Source organism: Infirmifilum sp. NZ, from assembly GCF_022693705.1.
Lineage (GTDB): Archaea > Thermoproteota > Thermoprotei > Thermofilales > Thermofilaceae > Thermofilum.
In genome coordinates, this window is record NZ_CP094288.1 from 1,481,413 (window position 1) to 1,508,038 (window position 26,626).

General features: G+C 60.4%; 28 protein-coding genes. 15 read left to right on the forward strand and 13 right to left on the reverse strand.

Translation table 11 applies throughout. From position 1 onward, the window contains the following. Positions 1-4 precede the first annotated feature (4 nt). Positions 5-1,282 (forward strand): alkaline phosphatase family protein, encoded by a 1,278-nt coding sequence (locus MOV14_RS08115; RefSeq protein ID WP_318536824.1) that lies wholly within the window; start codon positions 5-7, stop codon positions 1,280-1,282. On the opposite strand, the gene MOV14_RS08120 is transcribed toward MOV14_RS08115, so the two are convergent. From MOV14_RS08120 to MOV14_RS08130, 3 genes are all read right to left on the reverse strand, one after another. Next, complete coding sequence (locus MOV14_RS08120) at positions 1,279-2,094, reverse strand: hypothetical protein (protein ID WP_318536825.1); 816 nt, start codon at positions 2,092-2,094, stop codon at positions 1,279-1,281. The genes MOV14_RS08115 and MOV14_RS08120 overlap by 4 nt on opposite strands. Before the next feature lie 86 nt (positions 2,095-2,180). Next, entirely contained in the window at positions 2,181-2,438 is a 258-nt protein-coding gene (locus MOV14_RS08125; protein WP_318536826.1) for a hypothetical protein, read from the reverse strand. A gap of 175 nt (positions 2,439-2,613) precedes the next feature. Beyond that, the gene (locus MOV14_RS08130) at positions 2,614-4,011 is read right to left on the reverse strand and encodes a transposase (RefSeq protein WP_318536827.1); all 1,398 of its coding nucleotides are present in this window, start codon (positions 4,009-4,011) and stop codon (positions 2,614-2,616) included. Positions 4,012-4,282: 271 nt separating this feature from the next. Between MOV14_RS08130 and MOV14_RS08135 the strand changes: the two genes are divergently transcribed. After that, positions 4,283-4,687, forward strand: a complete 405-nt coding sequence (locus MOV14_RS08135) for a hypothetical protein (RefSeq protein ID WP_318536828.1) — start codon at positions 4,283-4,285, stop codon at positions 4,685-4,687. Here MOV14_RS08135 and MOV14_RS08140 read toward each other — a convergent pair. After that, a complete protein-coding gene (locus tag MOV14_RS08140) occupies positions 4,647-4,982 on the reverse strand; it encodes a hypothetical protein (protein WP_318536829.1) in 336 nt (111 codons plus the stop codon). The genes MOV14_RS08135 and MOV14_RS08140 overlap by 41 nt on opposite strands. A 291-nt stretch (positions 4,983-5,273) precedes the next feature. On the opposite strand from MOV14_RS08140, the gene MOV14_RS08145 reads away from it, so the two are divergent. The 4 genes from MOV14_RS08145 to MOV14_RS08160 all read left to right on the forward strand — a co-directional run bounded on the left by MOV14_RS08145 (position 5,274) and on the right by MOV14_RS08160 (position 7,919). After that, on the forward strand, positions 5,274-6,008 hold the full coding sequence (locus tag MOV14_RS08145; protein WP_318536830.1) for a hypothetical protein: 735 nt from the start codon (positions 5,274-5,276) through the stop codon (positions 6,006-6,008). A gap of 149 nt (positions 6,009-6,157) precedes the next feature. After that, on the forward strand, positions 6,158-6,895 hold the full coding sequence (locus MOV14_RS08150; RefSeq protein WP_318536831.1) for a GHMP family kinase ATP-binding protein: 738 nt from the start codon (positions 6,158-6,160) through the stop codon (positions 6,893-6,895). Between the two features lie 271 nt (positions 6,896-7,166). Further along, positions 7,167-7,376 carry a hypothetical protein gene (locus tag MOV14_RS08155; protein WP_318536832.1) on the forward strand — a complete coding sequence of 70 codons (210 nt, stop codon included), beginning with the start codon at positions 7,167-7,169 and terminating at the stop codon, positions 7,374-7,376. A gap of 261 nt (positions 7,377-7,637) precedes the next feature. Further along, positions 7,638-7,919 (forward strand): acylphosphatase, encoded by a 282-nt coding sequence (locus MOV14_RS08160; protein ID WP_442786707.1) that lies wholly within the window; start codon positions 7,638-7,640, stop codon positions 7,917-7,919. Positions 7,920-8,571: 652 nt separating this feature from the next. On the opposite strand, the gene MOV14_RS08165 is transcribed toward MOV14_RS08160, so the two are convergent. Then, entirely contained in the window at positions 8,572-9,246 is a 675-nt protein-coding gene (locus tag MOV14_RS08165) for a hypothetical protein (protein ID WP_318536834.1), read from the reverse strand. 300 nt (positions 9,247-9,546) lie between these two features. Here MOV14_RS08165 and MOV14_RS08170 point away from each other — a divergent pair, with 300 nt between their 5' ends. Next, positions 9,547-10,746: a molybdopterin molybdotransferase MoeA gene (locus MOV14_RS08170; RefSeq protein ID WP_318536835.1), complete on the forward strand. Its 1,200-nt coding sequence runs from the start codon at positions 9,547-9,549 to the stop codon at positions 10,744-10,746. Continuing rightward, positions 10,746-12,701, forward strand: a complete 1,956-nt coding sequence (locus tag MOV14_RS08175) for a molybdopterin biosynthesis protein (RefSeq protein ID WP_318536836.1) — start codon at positions 10,746-10,748, stop codon at positions 12,699-12,701. Before MOV14_RS08170 ends, MOV14_RS08175 begins: the two co-directional genes overlap by 1 nt. A 33-nt stretch (positions 12,702-12,734) precedes the next feature. Here the strand turns inward: MOV14_RS08175 and MOV14_RS08180 are convergent, their stop codons facing one another. The 4 genes from MOV14_RS08180 to pstS form a co-directional block, all read right to left on the reverse strand. After that, on the reverse strand, positions 12,735-13,520 hold the full coding sequence (locus tag MOV14_RS08180; protein ID WP_318536837.1) for a phosphate ABC transporter ATP-binding protein: 786 nt from the start codon (positions 13,518-13,520) through the stop codon (positions 12,735-12,737). Then, positions 13,520-14,359, reverse strand: coding sequence for a PstA family ABC transporter permease (locus tag MOV14_RS08185; protein ID WP_318536838.1), 840 nt, complete (start codon positions 14,357-14,359; stop codon positions 13,520-13,522). Before MOV14_RS08185 ends, MOV14_RS08180 begins: the two co-directional genes overlap by 1 nt. After that, the gene (locus MOV14_RS08190; RefSeq protein ID WP_318538153.1) at positions 14,356-15,222 is read right to left on the reverse strand and encodes a PstC family ABC transporter permease; all 867 of its coding nucleotides are present in this window, start codon (positions 15,220-15,222) and stop codon (positions 14,356-14,358) included. The genes MOV14_RS08185 and MOV14_RS08190 overlap by 4 nt, the downstream gene beginning before the upstream one ends. An 87-nt stretch (positions 15,223-15,309) precedes the next feature. Beyond that, positions 15,310-16,422 carry a phosphate ABC transporter substrate-binding protein PstS gene (gene pstS / locus MOV14_RS08195; protein WP_318536839.1) on the reverse strand — a complete coding sequence of 371 codons (1,113 nt, stop codon included), beginning with the start codon at positions 16,420-16,422 and terminating at the stop codon, positions 15,310-15,312. Positions 16,423-16,544: 122 nt separating this feature from the next. On the opposite strand from pstS, the gene MOV14_RS08200 reads away from it, so the two are divergent. The 7 genes from MOV14_RS08200 (at position 16,545) to MOV14_RS08230 (ending at position 22,386) form a co-directional block, all read left to right on the forward strand. Then, complete coding sequence (locus tag MOV14_RS08200; protein WP_318536840.1) at positions 16,545-17,321, forward strand: KaiC domain-containing protein; 777 nt, start codon at positions 16,545-16,547, stop codon at positions 17,319-17,321. Positions 17,322-17,548: 227 nt separating this feature from the next. Further along, complete coding sequence (locus MOV14_RS08205; RefSeq protein WP_318536841.1) at positions 17,549-18,475, forward strand: NAD-dependent epimerase/dehydratase family protein; 927 nt, start codon at positions 17,549-17,551, stop codon at positions 18,473-18,475. Between the two features lie 49 nt (positions 18,476-18,524). After that, positions 18,525-19,301, forward strand: a complete 777-nt coding sequence (locus MOV14_RS08210) for a biotin--[acetyl-CoA-carboxylase] ligase (RefSeq protein ID WP_318536842.1) — start codon at positions 18,525-18,527, stop codon at positions 19,299-19,301. A 27-nt stretch (positions 19,302-19,328) separates the two neighbouring features. Beyond that, complete coding sequence (locus tag MOV14_RS08215) at positions 19,329-20,159, forward strand: MBL fold metallo-hydrolase (protein WP_318536843.1); 831 nt, start codon at positions 19,329-19,331, stop codon at positions 20,157-20,159. 62 nt (positions 20,160-20,221) lie between these two features. Next, positions 20,222-20,677, forward strand: coding sequence for a MarR family transcriptional regulator (locus MOV14_RS08220; RefSeq protein ID WP_318536844.1), 456 nt, complete (start codon positions 20,222-20,224; stop codon positions 20,675-20,677). After that, positions 20,649-20,843: a hypothetical protein gene (locus MOV14_RS08225; protein WP_318536845.1), complete on the forward strand. Its 195-nt coding sequence runs from the start codon at positions 20,649-20,651 to the stop codon at positions 20,841-20,843. Before MOV14_RS08220 ends, MOV14_RS08225 begins: the two co-directional genes overlap by 29 nt. A gap of 25 nt (positions 20,844-20,868) precedes the next feature. After that, entirely contained in the window at positions 20,869-22,386 is a 1,518-nt protein-coding gene (locus MOV14_RS08230; RefSeq protein WP_442786708.1) for a B12-binding domain-containing radical SAM protein, read from the forward strand. 81 nt (positions 22,387-22,467) lie between these two features. On the opposite strand, the gene MOV14_RS08235 is transcribed toward MOV14_RS08230, so the two are convergent. The 4 genes from MOV14_RS08235 to MOV14_RS08250 form a co-directional block, all read right to left on the reverse strand. Further along, entirely contained in the window at positions 22,468-22,788 is a 321-nt protein-coding gene (locus tag MOV14_RS08235) for a DUF134 domain-containing protein (RefSeq protein WP_318536847.1), read from the reverse strand. Between the two features lie 63 nt (positions 22,789-22,851). Next, positions 22,852-24,414 carry a glutamine-hydrolyzing GMP synthase gene (gene guaA, locus MOV14_RS08240; RefSeq protein WP_318536848.1) on the reverse strand — a complete coding sequence of 521 codons (1,563 nt, stop codon included), beginning with the start codon at positions 24,412-24,414 and terminating at the stop codon, positions 22,852-22,854. Beyond that, positions 24,404-25,498: an amidohydrolase family protein gene (locus MOV14_RS08245; RefSeq protein WP_318536849.1), complete on the reverse strand. Its 1,095-nt coding sequence runs from the start codon at positions 25,496-25,498 to the stop codon at positions 24,404-24,406. Before MOV14_RS08245 ends, guaA begins: the two co-directional genes overlap by 11 nt. Continuing rightward, positions 25,498-26,547, reverse strand: a complete 1,050-nt coding sequence (locus tag MOV14_RS08250; protein ID WP_318536850.1) for an IMP dehydrogenase — start codon at positions 26,545-26,547, stop codon at positions 25,498-25,500. Before MOV14_RS08250 ends, MOV14_RS08245 begins: the two co-directional genes overlap by 1 nt. Positions 26,548-26,626: the final 79 nt, after the last annotated feature.

Consider the following 26,626-nt stretch of genomic DNA (forward strand, 5'->3'; position numbering starts at 1 on the left):
GTGTATGAAGCTCATATACCTCGTTCTAGACGGTGTAGCCGACAACCCTGCTGACGGGGTTACGTCTCTCGAGGCCTCCAACCACCCGGCCCTAGACGAGCTTGCCAGGAAGTCCAGGGCGGGGCTGATGTACACTATAGGCAGGGGGGTGGCGCCCGAGAGCGACGCCGCGGTGATATCGATTCTAGGCTACAACCCCCACGAGGAGTACACTGGGCGCGGACCACTGGAGGCCATGGGGGCGGGCCTCAGCATAAGGGAGGGCTACGAGGTGGCGTTCCGCGCGAACTTCGCTACCGTCGACCCCGACACCTTGAGGATCATAGACAGGAGGTGCGGGCGGAACCTCACGAGCGAGGAGGCCCGCGAGCTGGCCAGGGCGCTCGACGGGGTCGAGCTCGGCGCCTACGACGCTTACGCCAGGGTCGTCGCCACGGTTGGCCACAGAGCTGTCGTCGTCATCGGGAGCAGGAGCTTCAAGCTGAGCGACGCTGTGGACAACACGGACCCAGCGTACTCAAAGCAGGGCTACGTTTCGGTGGCCAGGCGCGAGTTCGAGCCCTTCATAGCCAAAGCCAAGCCCCTCGAGCCCACGGAGGAGGCCATGAGGACGGCGGAGCTCGTTGACGCGTTCACAAGGCTAGCCGTCTCGACCCTTCGCGACCACCCCGTCAACGTCAGGAGACAGAGGGAGGGCAAGCTACCGGCGAACGCCATCCTACTCCGCGACTCCGGCGGCAGGCTCCCCAGGCTGCAGCCGATAAGCGAGCGGTACGGCTTAAGGTTCGGGGCCGTCGCGGAGATGCCCGTGGAGATAGGGATAGCTCGAGTCCTCAAGATGGACGTCGAAGCCGTGCCTCCACCGACCGGCGACAAGAAGGCGGACTACAGGGCTAGGCTCGAGGCCACAAGGAGGCTCCTGGAGCGCAACGACGCCGTCTACGTTCACCTGAAGGGCCCCGACGAGCCGGGCCACGACGGCGACTTCAAAGCCAAGGTTGAGAGCATAGAGGCGATAGACGCCTACTACGTCTCCCCCCTCCTCGAGCTCGTCGAGGAGGAGCAAGCAGCTGTGATAGTCACCGCCGATCACGCGACACCGTACACGAGGAAGACACACACCGACGACCCCGTCCCGCTGATCCTCTACCACCACCGGCTAAGGCCCGACGGCCTGGAAAGGTTCACCGAGAAAGAGTGCTCGAAGGGCAGCCTGGGAGTGCTCCAGCACGGCTGGGAAATGCTACCCAGGGTCATGAGAGAGCTGAGAGAAAAGGCCTAGGATTTCCTTTCAACCCGGATCTCGCAGAAGCGGTCGCCTCTTCGAACACAGCGCGTCTCCCTCACGGCAACCTTCCCGTATGGAAGCCCCCAGACACCAGACATGAAACCCGCGATAAGCCCGCGCGTGGCGAACTCCGCCTCCACGTCGCTCCCCCGCAGAATGTTTGCCTCGAGGCCATCGTAGACGTGGAAAACCGCCTCGTTCCCGAAGAAGCCCCTGAAGTCCAGCACGCCCCACCCGTGCAGCCTGAACACCTCAGCGAACAGCGCCACCTGGTCCTCGACTCTCCGGGCGAGCTTGCCGACCCACTCCTCGAACATGGCGCGACCCGTCATGTAGAATATATAGAAAAGCACACCCCCAAAGCCATCCCCAAGCTTGCCGAACCCCTCCATGAGGAGGCTCTTGAAGAAGTGCTCGTCCAGGATCACGGCCCTCGCACCTGCGAAGACCAGGGGGTGGCTCCACGCGTCCACGGCAACGCCGTTGAACAGCGGGGGAGCGTACCTGACCTCCACCACGCCCTCCACAGACTCCAGGTCCCTCACGATGCTCTTGACTAGGCTCTCAGCCGCGCTGAGATCCGCTGACACGAGGACTCTGACCTCCTCCCCCCTCGAGGGAGCGGAAACCCTCAGCGTCAGCACGTTTGTCCCATACGACTTGAAAACCGCGAGAATTCGATGCAGAAGCTCCGGGTTATCAAGCGCGTATGGCGAAAGCGTAACTTCGAAGAAGTAAGGCTTCCCCTTCTCCGCGAACACCACTCTGCCGAGGTTATACTTCCTGTAGAACTCCAACTTTTTCATCGCATGCCGTACTTGAGGAAGAAGGTCTAATAAACTTATCGTGAAACTAAACTAATTACGAAAAAATAAAGAGACCGCACTCGATCTTATTCCTTTTTATGGAAAACACAAACGAGCACTACGAGCGCGGCTGCAAGGATGAAAAGGGCGCCCGCGAGCTCGAGCATCGCGACGCTAGGCCATCCGACGACCATCTCTACCGCTTGGGCTAGGGGTATCGGGAGAGCCCCCAGGGCGAGAAGCGCCGCTCCGCACGAGGTTTTCCTCTCGAGAAGAAGGCCCAGGCCTAGCGCGCACATGCCAATGTAGCTCTGGCCGCGCCTGGCCTCATCCGCCCCCCTCACTGATCCAAGGGCCCCCTCTTCGGGGTGTCATGGGTCCCCTTGCGGGGTGGCCGCATTCTAGCGGCCTTCTGCCCGCGTCGCCGCGGGCACATACCCTCCTCGCGCCGCGCGCGGCACCCGGCGGGCGGCCGTGCGGCCGTGCCGGGAACTGAGGCCGGGGCCTGCTGGCCTTTCTCTAGTGCCCTGACCTTTCTCTAGTGCCGTGGGTCGGGGCTCTGGGGTGCTGGCTGAGCCAGCTCTGCAGCGCCTCTAGCTGCTTCTTCGCATCGCAGACCTTTAGGAAGAGCTTCGCGGCGTTGAAAGCTGCGGCCCAGTCCCTGGTCCACTCGAGGTTGCACTTCGGGCAGCGGTAGTAGCGCTTCCTCACCTCTACTCCCCAGGCCCCGCACATGGGGCACTGCTTGCCGCTGACGTTGTTTCTCAACTCGAACCACCTGGCGCCCTCGTAGAGCGCTAGGTTCTCAAGCCGCCTTGCCGCTCTGAGCAGCGTCCTCTGCAGCTGTGAGCCCCTGAGGGACTCGGCCCTGGGCACGTCCGCTACGATGACGACAAGGTAGCCCTCTTCCATGAGCTTTCTGATCAGGGCCCTTAGCTCCCTGAGCACGCCTCTGACCCAGTCCTCGTTCACCTTCTTCACCTTCCTCGAAGCCTGCCCCGCAACCCTCTCGGCGCGCTCCGGCGTCAAGTTTACCTTCGCCCTCAGCCTCTCCGCCAGCCTCAGCGCCACCTCCACCGCGAACTCTCTCCTTGCTCTCCGCAACCTCCTCACGTCCCTCCTCTCCCTGAACCTCTCGACGGCTTGGTCCCAGCTACCCAGCTTGGAATAGCTGGTCATAATGGCGGCGAGGAGCCTCAGCAGAGCGGTGTTGGGAGGCTTAAGCACTCTCTGCGCCACCAGCCTTACCTTGTCGTCGAAGGCGAAGGCCATCAAGTACAAACCGTGGGAGCTGTTCACGTCCACCGCTACGACAGCCAGCTTGCCCTCGCCGTCCCACCACGCAGGCCTCGCCTTGCGGTGCGCCACCAGCCTCAGCCTACCCTTAGCCGTCAGCCATAGCGTCAGCTTCGCATCGCCGAAGCGCTCCAGGTCTTCCAGCACAGCCCTGACCAGCGAGGGCCTCAGCCTCACCGCGATGTTAGCGCTTGGAATGCGGAGCTCGCCCCTAGAGGCGTCGAGGACTGCTATAGCGCTACTGTTGCCGTGAAGCCTATTGCCGTTGCCGACCACCTTGACCAGTAGCGGTACTGGTGGCGGGGTGAACCTGCTACGCATCTTGCTCTGCCTCCTCGCCTCCGCGACCATCCTGCGCCACTCCACGGCGTACCAGAACAGCCCCTTAGGCAGCCCAGCCGTCTTCGAGGCCTCCCTGATTAACTCTTCGCTGAACTTCTTTGGATCTTCTCTGAAATCCTTGCCGAGCCTCTCTTCGAGGGCCTTGCAGGCCTGCCTGACTGCGCTCGACAGCCTGAGGTAGAGTCGCTGTAGCCTCTGCCTCTCCTCCCTGTTAGCCTTTATCTCCCACACCCTGTAGGCGTCGGCGAGCCCCTCGCCGTCTTTGCCCTCCCAGCTCACGCTCCCACCTCCAGGGAGCCTGGCATGCGTCGCGGCCCCGAGCCCTCCTGAGCTTGAGCCTCGCGTTTGAATGCGCTACGCGGCCTTATATCCCTGCGCCGAAAATGAACGCCGAAACTGAAAACACAGCAAACAGGGGGCAACCGCCGACTCAGGGTAGCTGAGCTGGGCGACTACCTGAGACTGCTGGACTACGGATTCCTGAGGAGAAGCCCGCACCCCGCCGGCGTGACGGTCTCCCTCACGGAGAAAGCTCTCTGGGTGCTGGCAGTTGGCGAGAGCGAAGAGTGAGGAGAGCAGGCTCGCCTGGGCTTTAGTGAGGTGCGCGCTCTACGGCTACTGCAGCGATAAGGTGGTCGAGGAGCACGGGGACCTCCTCGACGCATTAAGCGAGCTGCAAACCTCATTCCCCGACAAGCCCGCGGAGTGGTTCTACCGCGCGACCTACAGGCTTTTAGCGGGGAAGGTTGAGAGGGTTGGGAGCGAGCACTGGCTCGTCAAGGGGCTGGCGGAGCTGGGCGACACGTACCCCTGGTACAACGTGTGGGTCCACGAGGGCAGGTACCGCTGTGACTGCTTCTTCCGCGCTTACGGCTACGTGAGGAAGGCGAGGATCTGCACGCACATAGCAACAGTCATGCTGCACCGGAGGCAGCTCCGGCTGCGCGCCGAATAAACCTCAATGCCGACTCGCCGCACGCCGCTTCCTCGACGCTGTAGCCGAGCAAGGCGAGGAGGGCGCAGGCCTGCTCGGTGAGGTAGACGTACCTCACGTCGCCGACCACCGCCTCCCTGACGAAGCCCGCTGAGCGTAGCCTCTCAAAGGCCGACGCGATGTGCCTCGAATCCCGGGTGCCAAAGGCCCTGCTGAGCGGCTTCGGCTCGCGGAGGCGACACAGCGCCCCTGTGAGGCCGGTCAGCCCGAGCCACCCCGCAACGCTCTCCCAGACCTCCCTGTCTACCTCGACCATCAGGGCTAAACGCGAGAGGAGGGTTGTAAGCGTTCACATAAGCTATGCCGGCCAAGAGCCTGAGCCGCCGAGCCCGCGCTCGAACACCCTCCCACAGCTTCCTCCAAACCCACAGGGGAGTAAGGGAAAGCGTGAGTCGACACGGGAAAAACTAGGGAAAAGCTAAAAATAGCATTGCTACCCCCCGGCAAACAGCAGTGCGTGGAATACTCTCTCTGGCTTCATCGGCTAGATTAAGCCGTTTAACCTGTTAAACTTAACTTTCTTAAACAGCGGGAGCCTTCAAGCCGCGTGAGAAGCAAGCCCAGATCCCTCCAGCTGTCATTGGTGGCGATCAACGCCGCACTGTATGCGGTGACGGGCTATTTAACCTTCCTAGGGATATTCGCCCCCGCCATCGGAACAGTCAGGTTCTGGCCCAGCGTCTTCATCCCAGCGGTTTTCGCGGTCACTTTCTCGCCGCTCGTCGGCGGGCTCGGAGCCGCGATAGGCATCTTCATCAGCGACATGCTGATACACGGCAACGCCCTGCTGAGCCTCAGCGTGGGGGTCCCGGCGAACTTCCTCGGCTTCTACACCGTCGGCCTGACGTACAGAAAGGTCAGGGACGCCAGGCTCGCATTAGCCCTGACCGCCGCAGAGATCCTGGTCGCATCTTTCCTCCTCGCCCTCTCGGCGCAGAACAGCTTGGTCGACCAGGCTTTCCTGTACGCCGCCTCGATAGCCATAGCCGCAACACTGGGGCTAACCCTGGCATTTGCCCTAGTTTTTAAGGGCGAGTCATTCAGAGTGGTGTTCGCGGGCTCAACCGGGCTACTCCTCGGCTCGGCGATCATCGGCGTCGGGGTGTGGCTCTTCAGCCAGTACTTCACGCTGCCAAGCGGCCAGCAGGCCCTGCCGACGTGGGCCGCCCTGGTTTGGTTCCTCTGGACCTACCTCACAGAGGTGCCCTTCATAGCGCTCCTAGCTCCGCCCCTGGTCAAAGCGCTCAAGAGGGTTGGCCTCGCGTGGGGTGACCGGGACTGAAGTGCGCGAAGGCCTGGAGCCCTGCCGGACTCTCAGCCCTCTTCGAGGCGTGCGTAGTTGAAGGAGACCCGCTGAAGTCCGGCGCCAGGGGGGCTGGCCTAGCTCTAGAGAAGGGGGTTACGGTCGAGGTTTGCACCTCAGACGGGGGTGTGGAGACCCTCCTGAACGGCGTTAGAGGCGACTACGAGGTCGCCCGCAGAGCCGCCCTAGAGGTTGCGCGGCTAGCGGGCTACACCGGAGGCCTCACGGTTAGGCAGACGGTGGAGGTCCCCATCGGAGGGGGCCTCGGCACTAGCGGTGCAAGCGCCCTCGCAACGGTGCTGGCGACCGCCGGCCTACTGGGCGTGAAGCTCAGCTACACTTCTCTCGCGAGGATAGCCCACAAGGTGGAGGTCGAGGCCGGCACCGGGCTGGGGACAGTTTCAGGCCTAGCGGTGGGAGGAGCCTGCATAGTCGCGGAGCCCGGCCCCCCGGGCTCAGACAGGGTGGACAGAATACCCGTCGGCCAGGACCGCGTCGTCGTAGTCGGCTTCTTCGGGCCGGTGCGGAAAAGCAGCGTTCTGAGATCCACCAGCCTAGCGGAGATAAACAGGAGGGGTCGCTTCTACGTGGAAGCCCTTCTCGGAGAGCCCACGATCGAGAACCTCCTAGCCTTCTCGAAGAGCTTCTCGCTGGAGACAGGCCTCGCGACCCCCAACGTGAGGAAGGCTTACGAGGAGCTCGAGAGGAGAGGCTTCCGCCTCGCGGGGCAGGCCATGGTCGGCGACACCGTCTTCACCGTTGTTCCCGTCGAGGAAGCCGACGCGGTCTCCAGCATTCTGAGGAACCTAGGGGCGCACGTCACCGTCACGGGAATATCGTGGAAGCCAGCTGTTCTGCTCCTCTAACCCAAAGCCCACAGCCCCTTGAAGACAAAGCCTCCTACTCGGCCTCAAACTTATCCACGTTCCTCTGCGCGGCTCTCTCGAGCTCACAGACCGAGCGCCGGGAAACCTCCCGCCGAGGATGCTTCATGATCTCGCTTGGAGAGGTGAGACGTTCTCTCTTCTCGCTTGCAACCTCAGTAAAAGAAGTGTACGGATGTTTGCCCGGTCTAAACCGTGGGGGAAGAGATGCTACAGCTAAAGTTTATACTTAAAATGCGAGCAAAGTTATGGTGTGAGGATACTCAGACGGCTCAGGGAGAAGCTCGGGAAGCGTGGAGTAGATGCTGCTGAAATGCTTAGGAGAAGCTTCCTGGTAGGGGCTCGAAGACTCGAGCTGGAAGAGGTTGGGATGCAACTAGATGCCCTAAGGGAGAGGTTAAAGGGTAAGGTAGAACCCTACGAGCTTGCGAGAATAGTCGACGAAGAACGTAGGGAGAGGTAATGCAAGCATACATTCTCGGCGAGGTTGCAATATCGCACGATTTGATTAAATGAGAGAATAATAGTCACCAAGGCTACAATACGTAAGCCAACCCTCAAGGGAGTTAAAGATGAGGGAAGACCAAGGTGGACTGCTTCCGGTTTTCTACAAGATTTTTCGAGATGGACGAGAAAGTCGTGTACTAGGGGTCGCTACGTTACGGGGCACCGCACCGCAACCGATAAATCTTCCCGTAGCGTGTTAAAGTGCTCGGTGTCGGGCGTGGCAAAGCTCGTAAGGGCGCACATCTACGTCTCAGGCCTCGTCCAGGGCGTCTTCTTCCGGGCGTCCATGCAGGAGGTCGCGAGGAGCCTCGGCGTCACGGGGTGGGTGAGGAACCTGCCCGACGGCAGGGTGGAGGCAGTGGTTGAGGGCGACGAGGACAAGGTTCGGAAACTGATCGAGTGGGCTTGGCGCGGCCCCCCGCTTGCGAGAGTAGAGAACGTCGAGGTCAAGTGGGAGGAGTACAGGGGAGAGTTCCACGACTTCCACATACGCAGGTAATAGCCCCCTACCCCTCTCCAGGCGCATCCCCCCCATCTTGCTGCGAAATCCATCCGCTCCGGAAGGATCAAGATGCGAGGAGCCGTAGCTAAAGCCCAGCCCCTACAGGAGAGGGACGGCGTCGCACGCTACGAGACGCGGGTCCCAGAGCTCATATTGTGAGCCCGTATCCAAGGCGAAGAGGAACAGAGTCACAGGTAGCTGAAGCCTCGCGGGTTGAACGTTATTTTCAACAGTGGAAAAATTCAAGGTATTTGAAGTTTTTCTAGGGAGAGCCCAGCTGGAACATAACCAAAACAATGGAACTTTTAAAATACAGGGAAGGTTAGAAATCACAACCGCGGGAAAAGGCACCACGTAAAACGCGTGTTCGCAGGAGAAGAGGAAACCGGGCGAAAAGGAACGCTTAAATACCCCTCCCACACCGTTTAACGGAAAATGTCAAGAGACGATTGAAAGAAAACACCGCAGATGATAGACAACCCCGACGTCAAGCAGTCGTATTGCAGAAAATCAATAGATGATTGACAGTGTTATGAGGCTTGGGCTGACATTGCAAGTCTATGGTTTTGGAAAGATGAACACGGGTAGCTTCTGCGGAATTGCTAGCAATTGGTAAACCCGCAAAAACGGGTTGGAACTTAAGCGGGGCTCACGCCGGCTTCAGCAGGCCGTCTTCAATTAGTAGCTGTCTCGCAACGTTATTGTAGTGCTCCTTCGCTCTTTCATTTGCGAGTGACTTGTACGACCTTATCTCCTCTAAGTACATCTCTCTTTCGTATCTATCCATCCTACGCTTACGTTTCTCATAATGCTTGATGATGTCGCGCCACTCCCTCAACTCATTGCCTTTTAACCACTTCTCGACATTACGCCTGTCGACATCATAGCTGGTATGAGCATGCCTATAATGGGCTATCATGAAAATGGTTTTAGCGGTGTCGACACCTAACGCATCATCGACAAGCTCACTAAGCGTGCGGGAGTCGCGTGGGGGGTACACCATGCGACCGCATCTAGGACAGTAGAAAGCAAGCTCCTCAAGCGCCTTCTTCCTTCTCCTATACCTTCTCTGATAATTCTTCCTTCTGGTCTTCTCCTCCTCAGAGTACCTGGGGAAAGACCTTATGGTCTCGAGATTCACTTCAATATCTTGCACGCTTAGCAACGCGGCATCGGGAGCTGAGCTGTAGTGGGGGTTTCGGACAACTCTATACCTGACGATGTTTTTCTCGATAGCAAGTCTAATTTGATTATCGGTCAGACCGTATTTCTTCTTAGCTGTAGTTTTGTAGATCCATGCTCTCTCTGTATTCGTTTCTGACACCGCTACTCAAAATTCTAAAGGATAAAGTGAATTAAAATTGTTATCTCTCCATCGAGTCGCGATGAGACGTGCTTGATCTTTCAAGCCTAGGGGAGAAAGCGTGAAATTACTTTAACTTGTGCGGTGGAGAGGCAGGGACTTGCAGAAGCCTGACCGAAAAGCGGAATGAGTATTGCACGAACATCCACTATAACGCTCTTTGTAGCCTTCGAGAGTTAGTGGTCGGTTGGCTGAGCGCGGTAAGAAACTAGGGAAAAGCTAAAAAGCACCATTGCAGGAACCGAAGCAAGGTTGACGGCTTTGAGGGAGTTGCACAGCGTGTCGGTGGTCCTGCGCGATGTGCGGAGGTACCTTAAGCTCCCTGGAGAGGTGGAGGTGCCTGTTGAGGGCGCGCTGGGCTTGTACTCGGCTGAGACCGTTGTCTCGACCTTCAAGCTGCCCCCTAAGCCGAAGAGCGTGGTGGACGGCTACGCTGTCCGGGCCTCGGACGTGGAGCCGGCTTCGCCCAGCTCCCCCGTCCCCCTGAAGCTCTCGGGGGGCGTTCTCAGGCCAACGGGTGAGGCTTCTGTCAGGCTGGCCCCAGGCGAGGCTGTAAGGATTGAAACCGGCGCCCTGCTGCCGGAGGGCGCCGACGCGGTCGTGCCGGTTGAGGACGCCTTCGAGGAGGATGGCAGGGTCTACGTGCTCAGGCGGGTGGCGGTGTACGAGAACGTCTCCCTGCCGGGCGAGGAGTACGATGAGGGCTTAGTGGTGGTGAGGAGGGGGGAGAGGATCAGGCCCCAGTCCGTCGCCGGCTTGATCCTGGAGGGCAGGGAATCGGTCAGGGTCTTCGACGCCACGGTAGGGATTCTGAACGTGGGGGACGAGATAGTCTCGGGGACATTCTTCAAGCCCTTCACCCACGTTTTCGTCAAGGGCTGGTTCGAGCAGCACGGCTTCAGGGTTCAAGAGCTCTCGCTTGCCCGCGACGACATCGAGGAGATCGCGGCCTGGCTGAACAGGAGCGGGGCGTACATGAGCGTACTGCTGGGCGGGACGTCGATGGGCGGGCACGACTTCACCGTAAGGGCCGTGGAGGGCCTCAGCCCCGAGTACATGGTGCACGGCTTTGCCGTGCAGCCCGGGAAGACGGCCTGCCTCGCTGTAAAGGACGGGAAGCCCATCGTGGCCATGAGCGGGCTACCCGTGGCGGCGCTGTCGACGCTCGAGGTCGTGGTGAAGCCTATGCTCCGCGACCTAGGACTGGATGTGCCGGACTACCCGAGGGTCAAGGCCGTGCTGACGAGGAGGATCACGGTGAAGATGGGCGTCGTGGGCTTCGCCAGGGTCAGGGTTTACCGGTGCTCCGAGGGACTGTGCGCTGAGCCGCTGATGGTCGGGGGCTCGGGCTCCCTCACGAGCCTGCTGCGCGGGAACGGCTTCGTTATCGTGCCAGAGGGGGTGGAGGGCTACGAGGAGGGTGAAGAGGTTGAGGTCCACCTCATAAGGGGTGTTGTCTAATGCCGGAGAGGAAAATCTACCGTAGCTTGGTCTCAGTCGACGACGTCCTTAAAATCCTCGAGTCGCACCGGAGGCTGGAGCCCCTCGGGGAGGAGGAGGTCCCCCTACCGGAAGCCGTGGGTAGAGTCCTGAGCAGGAACGTGTTCTCCCCCATGGACTACCCGCCCTACACCAGGGCACTCGTGGACGGCTTCGCGGTCATCAGCTCCGACCTCGTGGGCGTTTACGAGGACAGGCCGCGCGCGCTGAAGCTTGTCGACAAGCTGTCCACGGGCGAGACGAGGCTGATCAGGATAAGCAGGGGGGAGACCGTCGAGGTCTCTACGGGTGCCATCGTGCCCTACCCCGCGGACGCCGTCGTGCCGGTTGAGTACACGCACCAGTCCGAGGGGCAGGTCGTGTTCTACAGGAGCGTGGCCCACGGCGAGAACGTGGACGTGGCCGGCTCGGACATCGCGCTCGGGGAGATACTGGCTTGGAGAGGCGACGTCGTGACACCCCTCCTCGTCTCCCTTCTCGCTACCACCGGGGTTGACAGGGTCTGGGTCTACAGGCGGGTTAGGGTGGGGATAATACCCACGGGCAACGAGGTGAGGCCCCCGGGGCAACGCCTCGAGTACGGGCAGGTCTACGACTCGAACTCCTACATGGTGTACAGCTTCATGAAGCTCCTGGGGGCTCAGCCGAGGATCTATGAACGGGTCCCGGACGACTCCTCCCTGATAGAGGAGTCCATACACAGGGCGCTGGAGGAGAACGATGTCGTGGTCACTATCGGCGGCACGAGCGCGGGCCTCGAGGACTACACCTTCCGCGCTATGTCGAAGCTGAACCCAGGCATACTGGTCCACGGCGTGCGCGAGAAGCCAGGCCGCCCCCTCGTCGTCGCGCTCCACGGGGACAAGATCCTCCTCGGCCTCCCCGGCTTCCCCATGTCCTGCCTCTTGACGGTGTACCTCTACCTCATCCCCGTGGTCTCGAAGCTTCAAGGTCTCCGGACCCCACCCGTCAAAAGTCTGAGCGCCGAGGTTGCGCTCCCGCTGAGGGGGGAGCCGGGTATACGCGTCTTCGTTCCAGCGATCCTCACCAGCGACGGGGAGAGGCTGAGAGCCTTCCCCCTACCGGGACACAGCGGGCGCGTGTCCTCCATGGCTCTCTTCGACGGCTTCATAGTCGTCCGTGAGAGCGAGGAGTTCAAGCCCCAGGGCGCGGTCGCAGAGGTCATACCGAACCCCTTCGCCAGGCCCTACGCGGTGAACATCATAGGGAGCCACGACCCCCTGCTTCAGGATCTCGTTCGAGACGTCATAGGCGAGGCCGCGAGGCTCGTGAACGTGGGCAGCACAGGCGGGCTCCAGGCGGTGAAGAGCGGCGTAGCCGACTTGGCTGGCACGCACCTCCTGGATCCCGAGACGGGCGAGTACAACGTACCGTACGTGAGGAGGTACGAGATCAGGGAAGCTGTCCTGCTGAGGGGTTACCTGAGAGAGCAGGGCTTCGTCTACAGAAAGGAGTTCGGGGAAGTGGCCTCGCTATCAGACGTAATCGATCGAGGCCTGAAGTTCGTTAACCGCAACCCGGGGAGCGGCACGCGGGTGCTCGTCGACAAGATGCTCGAGGACGAGGCGGCGAAGAGAGGAGTGCCGGTCGAGGAGCTCAAGTCCAAGCTCAACGGCTACACATTCGAGGTGAAAACGCACGAGGCCGTCGCCTACCTTGTAGCCAAGGGTGTCGCGGACGTCGGTGTCGCGCTGAGGCTGGTAGCCGAGAAGTACGGCTTAGGGTTCGTGAGTATCGCCTGGGAGAGGTACGACGTACTTTTGAGGAAAGACTCTCTCAGGAAGCCCGAGGTCGCGCGGCTAGTGGAGGCCCTGAAGAGCCTCTCGCAGAAGAGCCTCGACGCGTACCCCGGCTACAAGGTTGACGGTGAGACAGGTTCTATGATCAGCCTATAACCGTAGCGATAGTATTTACTCGCTCTGCGGTTGCTACGAGGTGGCCGGAACGCGAAGCGCCGCTTGCCGGGCCTCGAGGGTTAGCTTTTGTATCAGCTTGCGGTACTGCTCCGCGTAATGGCTACCTATAGCCCCCTCCCAGACGATCCTACCGGAGAAGAGCACCACCCCCCTGTCTGCCAGCCTCTCCGCCTGACCGGGGTCGTGCGTGACCAGGATCACCGTCACCTCCTCTTTCAGCTCCTTCACGACCTCCTCCACCTTACTGGCGCTCACGGGGTCGAGGCTGGCGGTGGGCTCGTCCAGCAGAAGGACCTTCGGCTTCAACGCGAGGGCCCTTGCGATGCACAGGCGTTGCTGCTGCCCGCCGCTAAGCCTGGAAGCCGGTTCGCGGAGGCGATCCTTAACCTCATCCCACAGCGCAGCCCTCTCGAGAGCCCACCTCACGAGCTGCTCGAGCTCCCTTCCCCTAGCGAGGCCATGGAGCCTCGGGCCGATGACGACGTTGTCGTAGATGCTGAGGTGTGGGAAGGGGTTCGGGGTCTGGAAGACCATCCCGGTCAGGCGTGCTAGCGTGTCGGGACTGGTGGAGTTGTACACGTCATGGCCCATTACCTCTACTTTGCCGCTGACCCGCGCTCCGTCTCTCAAGAGCACGAGCCTGTTGACGGTCCGAAGGAGAGTAGACTTCCCGCTGCCGGACGGCCCCATCACGGCGAAGATCGTCCTCTCGGGGACCTCTAGGTTCACGTCCCACAGGATGCGAGTTTCCCCGTACCAAACGCTCACGTTGCTAAACCTTACAGCGACGCCGCTCATCAGAACTTCACCTCGCCCGCGAGCCTCCCAACAAGGTACGTAAGCGCGACGGAGGCGATGAGGAGGAGACCCGATGCGGCCCACGCCAGCGACCTGAGGTTCTCGTAGGGCATCATCGCGAAGCGGTAGACGACCAGGGATAGTGTGCTTGAGGGCCCCGTAAGGCCGTAGAAGCCGTAGAGCGCGAAGCCCGCGGTGAGCAGAACAGGCGCCGTCTCGCCTAGAGCCTTCGTGTAGCCCAGCAGGACGCCCGAGGCGATGCCGGTCCTGCACATGGGGACGAGCACGAGCCAGACTGTTTTCCAGCGGGGGAGGTCGAGCGCGTAGGCCGCCTCCCGGTACTCCTCCGGTATCGAGGTGACAGCCTCCTTGACCTGCTCGATTACGAAGGGAAGAACCGTTATGGCCAGGCTGACTGCGCCGGCGAGTAGCGAGTAGCTTTTCAGCGACAAGCAGATAGTCGCGAAAACGAAGAGCCCGATAATCACGGTAGGGATCTCCGCGAGCATCTGCACCGTAGCGGAAGCAATGCTAGCGAGCCTCGACATCCTCTCCTCGCCGAGGTACACCCCCACAGCCACCCCGACGGGTGCGGAAAAGGCTAGGGCTAGAGCCGTCATAATCGCCGTGTTCAGGATCACGGGGCCAAGTCCCCCGACACTCCCTCCGGGCTCGCCTGGAGGCAGGACGAAAAACCCTAAACCCTCGGCCACTAGGACGCGCGCCAGGCTCAGGATCGAGGAAAACGCTATGTGTAAGATTACCGCGAGGAGGGTAACGGCTGTAACCAGCGAGTAGACGAGGAAAGCCCTGTCGGCTACGGCTCTCCTCAACCTCATCGCCAACCACCAGCCTTCCTGGCAAGCCAGAGGCCAACAGCCACAAACAGCGCGTTTACCAGGAGCATTACTAGAGCGGCGCTGAAGAGGGTGCTCAGCATGTAGCTGTAGAGAGAGGCCTCCGTGACGTAGTTCACAATTAGGCTCGAAACCGTAATCCCCGGCTCGAGGGGGCAGAGGGGTATATTGAAAGAGTTACCCACTACCAAGCTCACGGCTGTTGTTTCGCCGACGCTCTTGCCGAACGTGAGGAGGAGGGCGCCCAGGAACGCTCCCTTAATGAGACCCCACAGGACTCTGAACCTCTCGTAGCCTGTGGCCCCCAGGCTGAATAGAGCCTCGCGGTAAGTGAATGGCACGAACCTGTACGCCTCGTAGAGGATCAAGGAGGCGAAGGGCGCGTTCATCAGGGCTAGCACCACGGCTCCAGTCAGGATCGACTGGCCTGTCGGCGAAGCGTTCTCGCACACCCCAGGTACTTTTAGACTGCGCAACAGCGGCGCCACGTAGTCGAGCCCCCACAACCCGAACACGACGGTTGGTAGCGCAGTTCCGTAGAACATCAAGCCACGCAGTAACCCCCGCAAGCTAGCCGGCGCATACTCCCAAGCTAAGGCCACAACTCCGGGTACAATCAGCGCGACCAGCCCCGTGGCCAAGGCGGAGACGTAAAGGGTTCCCAGCAGGGCTGGTAGAAGGCCGTACACTTCCTCACTGGGCGACCACCCAGAAGTTGTGATAAGGTTGAGGCCGTAGCGGAGTATCGCTGGGGCAGAGTTTACGGCCAGGGTGGCTACCAAGGCTGCTAAAGCGAGTAGAACGATGGCGACGAACGGGATCGACACCTTGATGAAGCTGTCCACGTGCAAATCATCACCTAGCGTTTGAAAACTATGTATCAATATAAATTTAACCTCAGCCGTATATAGAAAGAAGGCTATTTTAATAGTCTATGGACCCGAGAGCAGCTTCGCGACGCTCCTGCCTGCCTCGAGGAAGGTGCCTGCTACGGGTGCATAGCCCTCGGCGATGTACCTCTGGCCCTCTGTGAAAACCCACTCGAGGAAAAGCGAAAGCGCCTTAGCCTTCTCCCGAGGGTAGGCGCTCGGGCTCTTCACGATAAGGTAGCTGACGGAGACTATTGGGTACGCGCCGCTCGCCTTCACGTTCAGCGTTTGGTCGAGGAGGTTTAGCTTGCTCACGTCTGAGGCGGGATCCAGCTTCACGCTCACCCCTTCCAGTGCCTTCGCCACAGACTCAGGGGTGGGAATAATGTACTCGCTGAGAGCGTTTTCGAGCGCGACCACCCCGAGGTTTTTCGTGTACGCGAGCTCGACGTAACCGAGCGAGTACGGTGTATTCCTAACAGTCTGCGCTACGCCCTGGTTGCCCTGCGCGCCAACCCCCCTGCCTACAGAGTCTAGAGGCCACTGAACAGTGAGACCGGCTCCTACCCGCTCCCTCCACTCCTGGGATACCTTTGACAGGAAGGCCGTCACGACGTTGGTCGTTCCGCTGGCATCACTCCTGTGAACGAAGATTATCTTCTGGTGTGGTAGCTTTAATCCAGGGTTGAGGCTGGCAATGCTCGGGTCGTCCCAGTACTCTACCCTACCGAGAAGCACGTTCACCAGTACACTCTGGGAAAGCCTCAGGGTGGCGTTGCCCAGCTCCGGGATGTTGAACACGAACGCCACACCCCCTGCAACCCACGGGATCTGGTACACCGCGCCGTAAGCGCTTCTGGCTTTCTCCCAGTCAGCGGTCTTTAGCGGGACGTCGCTACAGGCGAAGTCGACGACGCCCTGAATGAAGTCTGACTGGCCTTTGCCGCTACCGCCGCCGGCGTACTCCACCTTGATCGTAGGGTACTTCTTGCTGAACTCCGAGACCCAGACGTTTATCTGGGCTTGCGGGAAGGTCGCGCCGCTCCCCGACAGCGTTGCGCTAGGGTAGTTGGGTTGCGCGGTTTGGCTTGTAACGGTGGGCCGGAGGAGCAGACCGAGCAACGCTAAGGCCACTGCCGCCAGCACGACCGATCCGATTGCTACCAGTTTTTTCATGCTGGTCGTGCCTACAACTAAATACCTCTATATAAATCTACCCCCTATCTACATAGAAATATATATGGAACGACGGGGCGGAAACCTTTTAGCTCTGCGTACCAACTTCTTCTTCGAAGAGCGTGGAGAGGCTCTCCACAGGCATCAAAGGGCTCGACGACATACTTGCCGGCGGTGTACCCGAGGGTTTCTTCGTGGCCTTGGTCGGCATGCCCGGAACAGGGAAGACGATCGCCTGCCTGCACTTCGTCAACGCCGGTCTCCTGCGCGGCGAGAAGGCGATCTACGTGACGACGGAGGAGAGCAGGGAGAGCATAATAAGGCAGGCATCCCAGTTCGGGATGGACTTCGACAAAGCCTACCGTGAGGGCAGGCTCATAATAATCGACGCGCTCATGCGGAGCACCAGCGACGAGTGGAACCTGAACCTCGTCACCGTCGAGGAGATGCTGGACAAGGTGATAGAGGCCAAGAAGAGGCTCGGCTCAAAGGCTAGAAGGCTGGTGATCGACTCGATGAGCGCCTTCTGGCTGAGGGCCCCTGTGAAGGCAAGGGAGGAGAGCTACACAGTGAAGAGGATCCTCGCCAAGTGGGACCTCACAGTCTACGCCACGTCCCAGTACGCCATAACCACGGGAGGCGCATTCGGCTGGGGCCTCGAGCACATCGCCGACGGCATCATACACTTCAAGCGCAGGGTGATCAACGGCGTTCTCACAAGGTACATCATTGTCGAGAAGATGCGGCAAACCCCCCACGACCTCCGAGCCTGGGAGATCGCCGTAATCGACGGCAAAGGCCTGGTTCTGCTGAACCCCCTGTCGCGCAGGATGGAGGACGAAGCCCTGCCTGAGAGCGTCTCCAAGAGGATCAAGAAGGTTTTAAGCGAGGAAGAGTGAGAAAAACCCCTCTCCCTGCAGTTATTATGCCTTCTCAGTTTACCTGTGCTCAATCTATGCTCCTGTTCCCACCGGGTTGGCGAGGTAATTGTGAGTCAGTGTTTGCCATCTCCGCTAACCTCCACCAGCCACTTCGTGCTCAAGCCGAAATCGGCACAGGCTACTTCTGGTAGTGCACTGCTGGGATCGGGCGCGTCGCTTAAATAGCTCTGCGGGCAACCCTTCGCGTGGGCTCGGTAGTAATCACCGGGGGCGCTGGCTTCATTGGGCACAACCTTGGGCTTTTCCTTAAAGAGAGGGGGCACACCGTCACTCTCGTGGACACGCTCGAGAGAGCCTCACCGCTCGCCCTCGAGAGGCTTAGGCGCGCGGGCCTGCCCGTGATCCGTGCGGATGTGAGGAATAGGGCGGCTGTGGCCTATGTTGCGCGCGGCGCGGACCTCGTCGTCCACGCGGCGGCGTACGTGAGCGTGGAGGAGTCTGTCGAGAAACCTGAGCTATACATGGAGAACAACGTCCTCGGAGCGTTATCGGTAGCTAGGGCATGCCTCGAATCGGGCGTGCCCTTGCTCTACTTCAGCTCGGCCTCTGTGTACGGCGAGCCGCAGCGCCTACCCATCGACGAGAGCCACCCCACTAAGCCCCTCTCACCTTACGGGCTGAGCAAGCTGTTCGGCGAGCAAATACTCGAGCTCTACCGCGGGCAGGGTCTGAAGTACACCATCTTTAGGCTCTTCAACGTTTACGGCCCCGGCCAGACCAGCAGCTACGCTGGAGTGGTAACCAGGTTTATCGAAAGAGCGCTAGCGGGCGAAAAGCTCACCATATACGGGGACGGGACTCAGACACGGGACTTCGTGCACGTGACAGACGTGGCCAGGGCTGTGGAGCTGGTTCTCGAGAAGGGGGCGTCGGGTGAGGTTTTCAACATAGCTAGCGGTAAGCCGACCACGATCAACGAGCTAGCCCTCCTGGTCAGGAAGCTGGCTTGCCCCGATTGCGGCGTCGAGTACCAGCCGCCCAGGCCGGGAGACATCAAGCACAGCTACGCCGACATCAGCAAGGCGCGGAAAACGCTCGGCTTCGAACCGAAAATAGGGCTAGAGGATGGCCTGAGAGACCTGATACTCCTGGCCAGAGCAAAGCAATGGTAGCCGCGCGAAAACGTTCAAGTGACCCCTCGCACCTCTTCCACAAGCACGTATGGGCGGGAAACCTACCTTTGAGGATCTTCCGTCGGTGTGGCCAGGCCTCGAAGTACACCGCTTCGAGACTTGCTCCGCCTCCTCGCAGGACCTCGCGCGCGGCCTTCACCGCCCGGGCACCCCCTGCCTCGTGATCTGCGAGGAAATCCTGAACGCGCGCGGCAGGCTCGGGAGAAAGTGGTACGCTCCCAGAGGGGGCCTCTGGTTCACCCTGGCGCTAGGACCCCTCCGACTAGAGAACCCCTGGCTCCTGGCGCTTGCTGGGGGCCTCTCAGTAGCGAAGGCCTTAACGAAGCTCGCAGGGGTTGAGGCCAGGATTAAGTGGCCCAACGACGTTCTCGTGGGGGGAAAGAAGGTGGCCGGTGTGCTTCTCGAGGCATCCCAGCTCGGGGAGGGGCTTGAGCTACTCCTGGGTGTGGGGGTCAACGTCAGCAACCCGTTGCCCAGCGAGCTGCGCGCGACCGCTACCACCCTCCTCGAGGAGACTGGTAAGGCCTTTGACCCTCAAGCACTACTCGTGGAGATCCTACGGGAGCTCAGAGGGTATCTTGGCTTCCTAGCTGAGGCGCGGAGCGAAGGCATCATCAGTGAGGTGAGGGCGCTGTCCGCTACCATCGGGCGAAGAGTCAGGGTGGCGTTGCCTGGAGGAGGGGAGGTGAAGGGCTATGCTGTCGACGTCGACAGCCTCGGGCGCTTAATCGTGAAAACCGAGGACGAGAGAGTGGTGGTGCTGGAGGCGGGGGACGTCGAGCACCTCTTCCATGACGCAAAGTAGAAATCCGATGGAACCGATACAGGCACAATGCTGAAGATAACGGTTCTCGTGGACGACTCCGCCTTCGGAAGCAGGGGCCTGCTCGCGGAGCACGGCTTCTCGATGCTCGTGTACTACAAGGGCAACCTAGTTCTCCTCGACACGGGGCAGACCGGAATGCCTCTCCTGCTAAACGCGCAGCAACTCGGAGCAGACCTGGCGCGCCTCACCGCCGTGGTGCTCTCGCACGGGCACTACGACCACACAGGCGGCATCTACGCTTTAACCCGTGTGCTGAAGACAAAACCGCTCCTGGTAGCACACCCGCTCGCGTTAAAGCCCGCAGTAAAGCTCGAGGAGGGCTCGAGGAGGTACATCGGCATCCCCTACTCTCAGAGCTTCCTGGAGGAGCACTTCAGCCTGACGCTTGAGAAGGGGGTCCTGGAAGTGTCGCCGGGCGTATTCTTCCTTGGGGAGGTTCCCAGGTACTACCCGGAGCTGACCAGCCACCTCCCTGACACCTACGTGCTGGAAGGCGGTAGGCTCGCGCCCCACACCTTCACCGATGACACGGCGTTGGCGGTGGATCTCGGTGAGGAGCTGCTGGTGGCGACGGGGTGCGGCCACAGCGGCTTGGTAAACGTTACTCTGCACGCCGAGAAGGCTCTGGGTAAGCCGGTGACAGCAGTTCTCGGCGGCTTCCACCTCGCGGGGAAGCCATTAGACTACCTCAGGGTCGTCGAGGAAAAGCTACGCGAGCTGGGCGTTGTCAGAGTTTACCCGGGTCACTGCACCGGGCGCGTGGCGGCGACGAGGCTGCTGGAGGCGTTCCAGGGGGAGGAGCTGCGGGTGGGCTTCATGCTCGAGGTCGATCATTAATAACTTAAGTTACTAAGCAAATGTTTTGGATTTACAGTTTTTCCAGATCTCTGTGGAAAGCTATGATTCCCGTTGATCTACCGGGTGGTGTTCTCCATGAGGCCTTGTCCGTGCTGTCGGGGGCGTTTTCACCCCTCAACCTGCCTAAGTCGAGCGCCATGGTTCTCGCTCTGCTCTACACCTTGGGGAAGCCCCTCGACTGCGTCGAGATCCAGCGCGTCACAGGCTACAGCAAGTCAGCGGTTTCGGCGGCTCTACGCGTCCTCGAGAGCCACAGGCTGGTCCACAGGTTTAGAAGCGGGCGGAGGAACTTCTACGCTCCCTCGATCCCGCTCGGGAGGCTTGTGGCTGAGGCGCATATAAGGATGCTTAAGACAGCCAGGGAGAGGCTCAGGGAGATATCGGCTCGCGCCCCAGAGCTCGGGGAGCGCGTTGCGCTCCTCGACTCGGAGCTCTTTAAAGCTATACGCTCACTCGAGGCTGGTCTCCATGGAGGTAAGAGTGAGAGTAGCATCTAAGAGCGAGGCGGTAGAGGCGGTCAACGCGGCCATCAAGAACAGGGCTAAAAGGCTTGTGCTCGAGGTAGTCGCCCAAAGCCCTGCAGAGGCCGCCGAGGTCGTGAGGGAGGCGCTGGGCGAAATCATACCCTTCACGGTTGAGGTGAGGGTGGTTAGGAGTGCTTGACGTCGTAATAACCACCGACCGCTCCATGATGACGAACCACCACAGGAAGGAGTTCATCGGCTTCTTCACGACCGCTCCCCCCGTCGGGTTGCCGGAGTGGGCTTGGATGTGGCTCAGCGCTCCGAGGCCAAAGGTCGACAAGTTCGGTAGGCCGCTGGAGGCGCCCTACGGTCTGCGGAAGGTTGAGGCGAAGCTCCTGGAGGAGGGCTTCAACGCGGCCGTAGTGGACCCGGACTACATCGACCGCTACCTGAAGAGCGCGAAAGTGCTCATGGTGGGGCACCACGACTACTTCGCCATGAACTCCCCCAGCGTCGAGTGGTGGGCAATAACCGGGCAGGAGCCTGTGAACAGCAGGAGCTTCAAGAGGCTCATGCGCAGGCCAAGCATACGAGAGGCTAAGAGCAGGGGGCTTAGGATCATAGCAGGAGGGCCGGCGGCGTGGCAGTGGCTCTGGAGGACCGAGTACTGGAGGGAGTTCGGCGTGGACACGGTTATCGACGGTGAGGCTGAGAGGGTTATAGGAGATATCGTGCGCAAGGCGCTGGAAGGCGAGGAGCTCCCAGCCTACGTTTACGTCGGCCCAGAGGACGCCCCCAGCCTCGACGAGATACCCGAGATTAGAGGCGCGAGCATCAACGGTCTAGTTGAGGTGATGAGGGGGTGCCCCAGGAGGTGCAGGTTCTGCCCCGTGACCCTGAGGCCCGTGAGGTACTACCCGCTGGAGAAGATAGAGAGGGAGTTGCAGGTCAACGTGAAGGCAGGCATAAGGTCCGGGGTCATACACTCGGAGGACATCCTCCTCTATGGCGCTAGGGGCATCGAGCCCAACCCAGATGCGCTCCTAAAGCTTCACAGCCTCGTAAAAAGGTACTACAGGACGATGGCGTGGAGCCACGTGACGCTGGCCGGAGTGAAGTACGCGGAGGAGAAGTACAGGCTGGTATCGAAGCTAACAGAAATCATCTACGACGACCACCAGGACTGGATCGGCGCGCAGGTCGGCCTCGAGACGGGCTCCAGGAGGCTCGCCAGGATCATAATGCCCGGGAAAGCCGCCCCCTACCCGCTCGACAGATGGCACGAGGTGGTGGAGGACGCTCTGGCGATAATGCACGACTACCGCATTGTCCCAGCGCTCACGCTGATCCTCGGCGTGCCCGGCGAGACCGAGGATGACCTCATGGAGACAGCCGAGCTCCTTGACAGGATAAAGGGCTACAGGAGCCTCGTAGTGCCCATGTTCTTCGTGCCTATGGGCTACCTCAAGGACCAGCAGGGCTTCATCAGGGAGAGGATCACGGAAGCCCACGTCGAAGTGATGTGGCGCGCGCTTCAGCACTCCCTGCATTGGGGTGAGGACATAGCCTTCAAGATGTACCTCAGGTCGCCGAAGCACCTGCCGCTAAGACTGCTCCTCAGAGTGTTCCTCCTCTACGTGAAGTCAAAGACCAGGGAGATCGAAAGAACCATGCGCGAAGCAGGCCCCTCAGCCCTACTTGCGCAGGGGCAGGTCGCTGAAGCTAAAGTAGCAAATTTATAGCCCTCTTCTAGGTTTCTTCCTCAGATGATGAGTGACTCCAATTCCGAAAAATAATGAAGAATGGTGACAAGTCTGATTTCCCTACGGTGCAATGATAATCGGCCTCCCCTCGACTAAGGCCTGAACCAGCTTCCTCCTGGCAGCCTCGACGATCCGCCAGAGTGTTCCACGCGAAACCCCCATCTTCGCCGCGGCCTCATCCTGGGTGAGGTCCTCCAAGTACACGAGCCGGAGAGCCTCCACTTCATCCGGCGTGAGCACGATGGGCTCCCCCTGCACCTCCACCCCGTTCTCGTCGACGGGTATGAAGGTGAGCTTTGGGACTGGCCCCCAGATCCACCTGCTTTTCGGCGGCCTGCCCCTACGGCAACCTCTCCTCCAGACCCACGGTGGTCCATGCACAGGCCCTCTGCCTCTCGGATGTCTAATTACATAAAATACTACATAAAGCGTTCGTTTCAGCCCTCACTCGAACTCGATCGTTGCCGGCGGCTTGTGGGTGACGTCGTAAAGGACCCTATTCACCCCCTCGACCTCGTTCACCAGCCTCTCGGCAAGCCTCTCGAGGAAGTCCCAGGGTAGCTTCGCGAAGCTCGCCGTCATAGCGTCCTCGCTCTCAACAACCCTGAGGGCCAAAGCGTACTCGTAACTCCTCTCGTCGCCCTTAACTCCAACCGTCTTGACCGAGAGCAGCACGGGGAATGCCTGCCACACCTTCTCGTACAGGCCCGCCTTCCTGAACTCCTCCTCAACGATCACCGTCGCCTTGCGGAGTATCCTCAGCTTCTCCTCCGTGACCTCCCCCACAATCCTGACCGCGAGGCCGGGACCCGGGAAGGGGTGCTGGGTGATGACCTCCTCCGGCAGTCCAAGGCTCCTCGCGATCCTCCTAACCTCGTCCTTGTAGAACTCCGCCAGCGGCTCAACGATCTCCAGCCCCGGGATAGCCTCCATGACGACGTTGTGATGGCTCTTTATCTTCGCGGTAGCCTTCCCCGTCGCGCCGCTCTCAACCCTGTCAGGGTATATGGTGCCCTGAACCAGGTACCTGAACCCGCCGACCTCCCTGTTCAGCTCAAGAGCCTTCTCCGCGAAGACGTCCGCAAAGGTCTTAGCGACCACCCTCCTCTTCTCCTCCGGGTCCGTCACACCCCTCAGCCGGTCGAGGAAAAGGCCGCTCGCGTCCACGTAGAATACGTTCTTGAACCCCATCTTCCTCAAAACCTCGAGTGTTCTCTCGCTCTCCCCCTCGCGGAGCAGCCCTGTGTTAACGTGGATCACGTAGATGTTATCGCTGCCCACAGCCCTCTGCACCATAACGGCGGCTGTCAGGGAGTCGACGCCCCCGCTTACGGCTGTCAGGGCCTTCCCGCGTAGCTCCTTTTTTAGGCGCGAGATCACCTCAGCTGCCACGTCCTCGACGAACCAGTTGGGCTCGAGCCCAGCCACTCTCTTCAGGAAGTTCTCGAGGATCGCTCTCCCGTACTCGGTGTGCCGGACCTCCGGGTGGAACTGGACGCCGTAGATTGGCAGCGATCTGTGCCTGAAAGCCGCCACCTCAGAGTACTCTGTGGAGGCCAGGGTCACGAACTCCTCTGGGAGCCAATCGACGGCGTCCCGGTGAGACATCCACACAACCTGGGTCTCAGGGGTTCCGCTGAAGAGGGGGTCGTTTCTTAAGACCCTTAGAACGCTAAGGCCGTACTCGGCCTTCTCCTTGCGCGAGACGCGCCCGCCGAGCAAGCTGGCGATGAGCTGGTGCCCGTAGCATATCCCTAGTAAGGGTATCCTGCTTCGGATAATGTAGTTGAACACCTCTATTTCCGGCTTAGGGCTGTTCTCGACGTATATGCTGGAAGGCCCGCCCGAGAATATGACGGCGACCGGGTTTAAGCGCAGGAATTCCTCGAGGGAAACGCTGTAAGGCGCAAGGACGGAGTAGAAGTTCAGCTCCCTAACCCTCCTGGCGATGAGGTGGGCGTACTGCCCGCCGAAGTCGAATACTACCACGCTCCGCCTAGATTCCATACTTCTCGAACGCCAGCCTCACAGCCTCCTCTTTAAACCTTTCAACGTCCCTTTTGCCCAGGCCCATCTGAACAACAGTGCCCTCATCCACCACGAGTTTGCTGTCGATGAAGACAGCCTTAGCTTCAGCATCCCCTGCGATGACTTTCTCGAGGCTCCGGTCGAAGGCTACGAGGTCGCCCGAGCCCCTCATGCCGAAAACTGCGTATCCTCCCACAGTCGCTTTCTCGAGGAGGCGTACGTTCGGGCCGTGCACCGCGACGGCATCCCTGTATGTGTGGAGCACTGTGCCCGTGATTAGAGGCCAGTCGCTCCCAAGTGAGTCGAAGAACTCAAGCCCCCGCAGGGTTCTGCCGTAGAGGTAGAGGTTGGAGGTCGGGCAGTGGACAACCTTGAGCCCCATCCGCTTGCACTTCTCAGCCCCCTCGATGCAGTGCACCGCTACGACGTTCCTCGGAGCATCCCCCAGAAGCTCGACGAGCGTCTCGCTCTCGTCGATGCCCTCGGAGAGGTGTAGGGCGAAGGGCACGCCGAGCTTAGACGCGGTCTTGTACGATGCCACCAGGTAGGACTGCCCGGCTTTCCTGAGAGAGTGCACGAAGAACCCCATGTTAAAGAAGCCATTCCACTTCGCGAGGTTACGCACGTACTCCGCGAAGACGCGCTCAGGCGTGCTCCACCCCTCCGCCTCCATAACCGTAGGAAGCAGCACGACGCGCGGTGAAACAGGCAGGGTGAGTAGCGCAGAGACGTTCCCTTCAAGGCTGCCGGTCAGTGCGAGGAGGGTAACACCGTCTATAAGAGACCGCAGTATCGTCGCCTTAGCCAGCATGGACGAAAGCTCCTTGTCCCTCCTCAAGCCAGCCTCGTCGATCCTGAGCCTCCTCTCTTCAAGCCACTCGTAAGAGTGCCTCCAGATCCTCCGCTCGCCGACGTCCACGACTTGAGGGTGCGCGTGGGCGTCGGAGAAGCCCGGGGACACGGCGCTCTCGAAGTAAAAGTCCTCAGACCCCTCGTAGCGGATCTTAACCCCTCTCCTGACCGCGCCGTGGTCCAGAAGCTCCCCTACCTCGATAACCCCCATCAGTACCTCACCTCGTACAGCCCCCTGGGTCCGCTCTCCCTCACGCCGGCTCCGGTTAGCCTAACGAAGACGCTCTTCTCCCTCAGCTCCGCCAGGCTCCTAGCCCCGACGTAGCCCATCCCCTGCTTTATTCCGCCCACGATCCACTCAACCACCTTTGAAACGCTACCGCGGCACTCGACGAGCCCCTCCACCCCCTCAGGCACCCTCTTGAACTCCCCGTACCTCGCGGACCCGCTGGCCAGAGCCCCCCGGCTACCCATCCCGCGGTAGACTTTAAAGCACCTCCCCTCGCGCAGGACGAGGGCGCCAGGAGCCTCATCGGTACCCGCCAGCAGGTACCCCAGCATGACCGCGTCGGCTCCAGCGGCCAGCGCCTTGACGGCGTCGGCTGGCTTCTCGATACCGCCGTCCGCAACCACTGATACGCCGTAGCTTCTCGCAGTGTCCGCCACAGCTGCCACGGCGGTTAGCTGGGGGCACCCGACGCCTGCTACTTCGCGCGTGGTGCAGGCGTGTCCAGGCCCCACACCGACCCTGAGCGAGGACGCACCGGCCGCGATCAAAGCCTCAGCCGCCTCCCCTGTGACGATGTTCCCGGCCATCACCTCAGCCCCCATCGAGGCAAACCTCTTCGTCGCCTCGATAACGTTCTTGCTGTGGCCGTGCGCCGTGTCAATGACGATTAGAGAGACCCCGGCACTAACGAGCTTCCCCACTCTCTCATCGTCGAAAGGCCCCACAGCCACGCCGACCGGGATTTTCGCCTCGACAGCCTCGCGCACGACTGCTATTGCTTTGTCTAGGGGCATGTTTCTGGGAAGAACGCCCAAGCCGCCGAGCCTTCCAAGCGCGAGGACCATCTCTCTGCCCGTGACGGTGTCCATGGGAGAACTCACGATTGGTATTTTAAGCGTCAGGCGGGGGCTCAGACGCGTGGAGACGTTGACCTCCTCAATCCTCACGTCTGAGTACCTGGGAAGTATCAGGACGTCGTCGAAGCTCAGCGCGAGCTCAGAGCCCTTAAGCTTCTCTAGGAACAACCCCATATCAAAGCTACGCAGCGCTTAGCCTATATGTGTAATCTCTATACAAAACTTATTTATTCAAGCATGTATATACATGCTA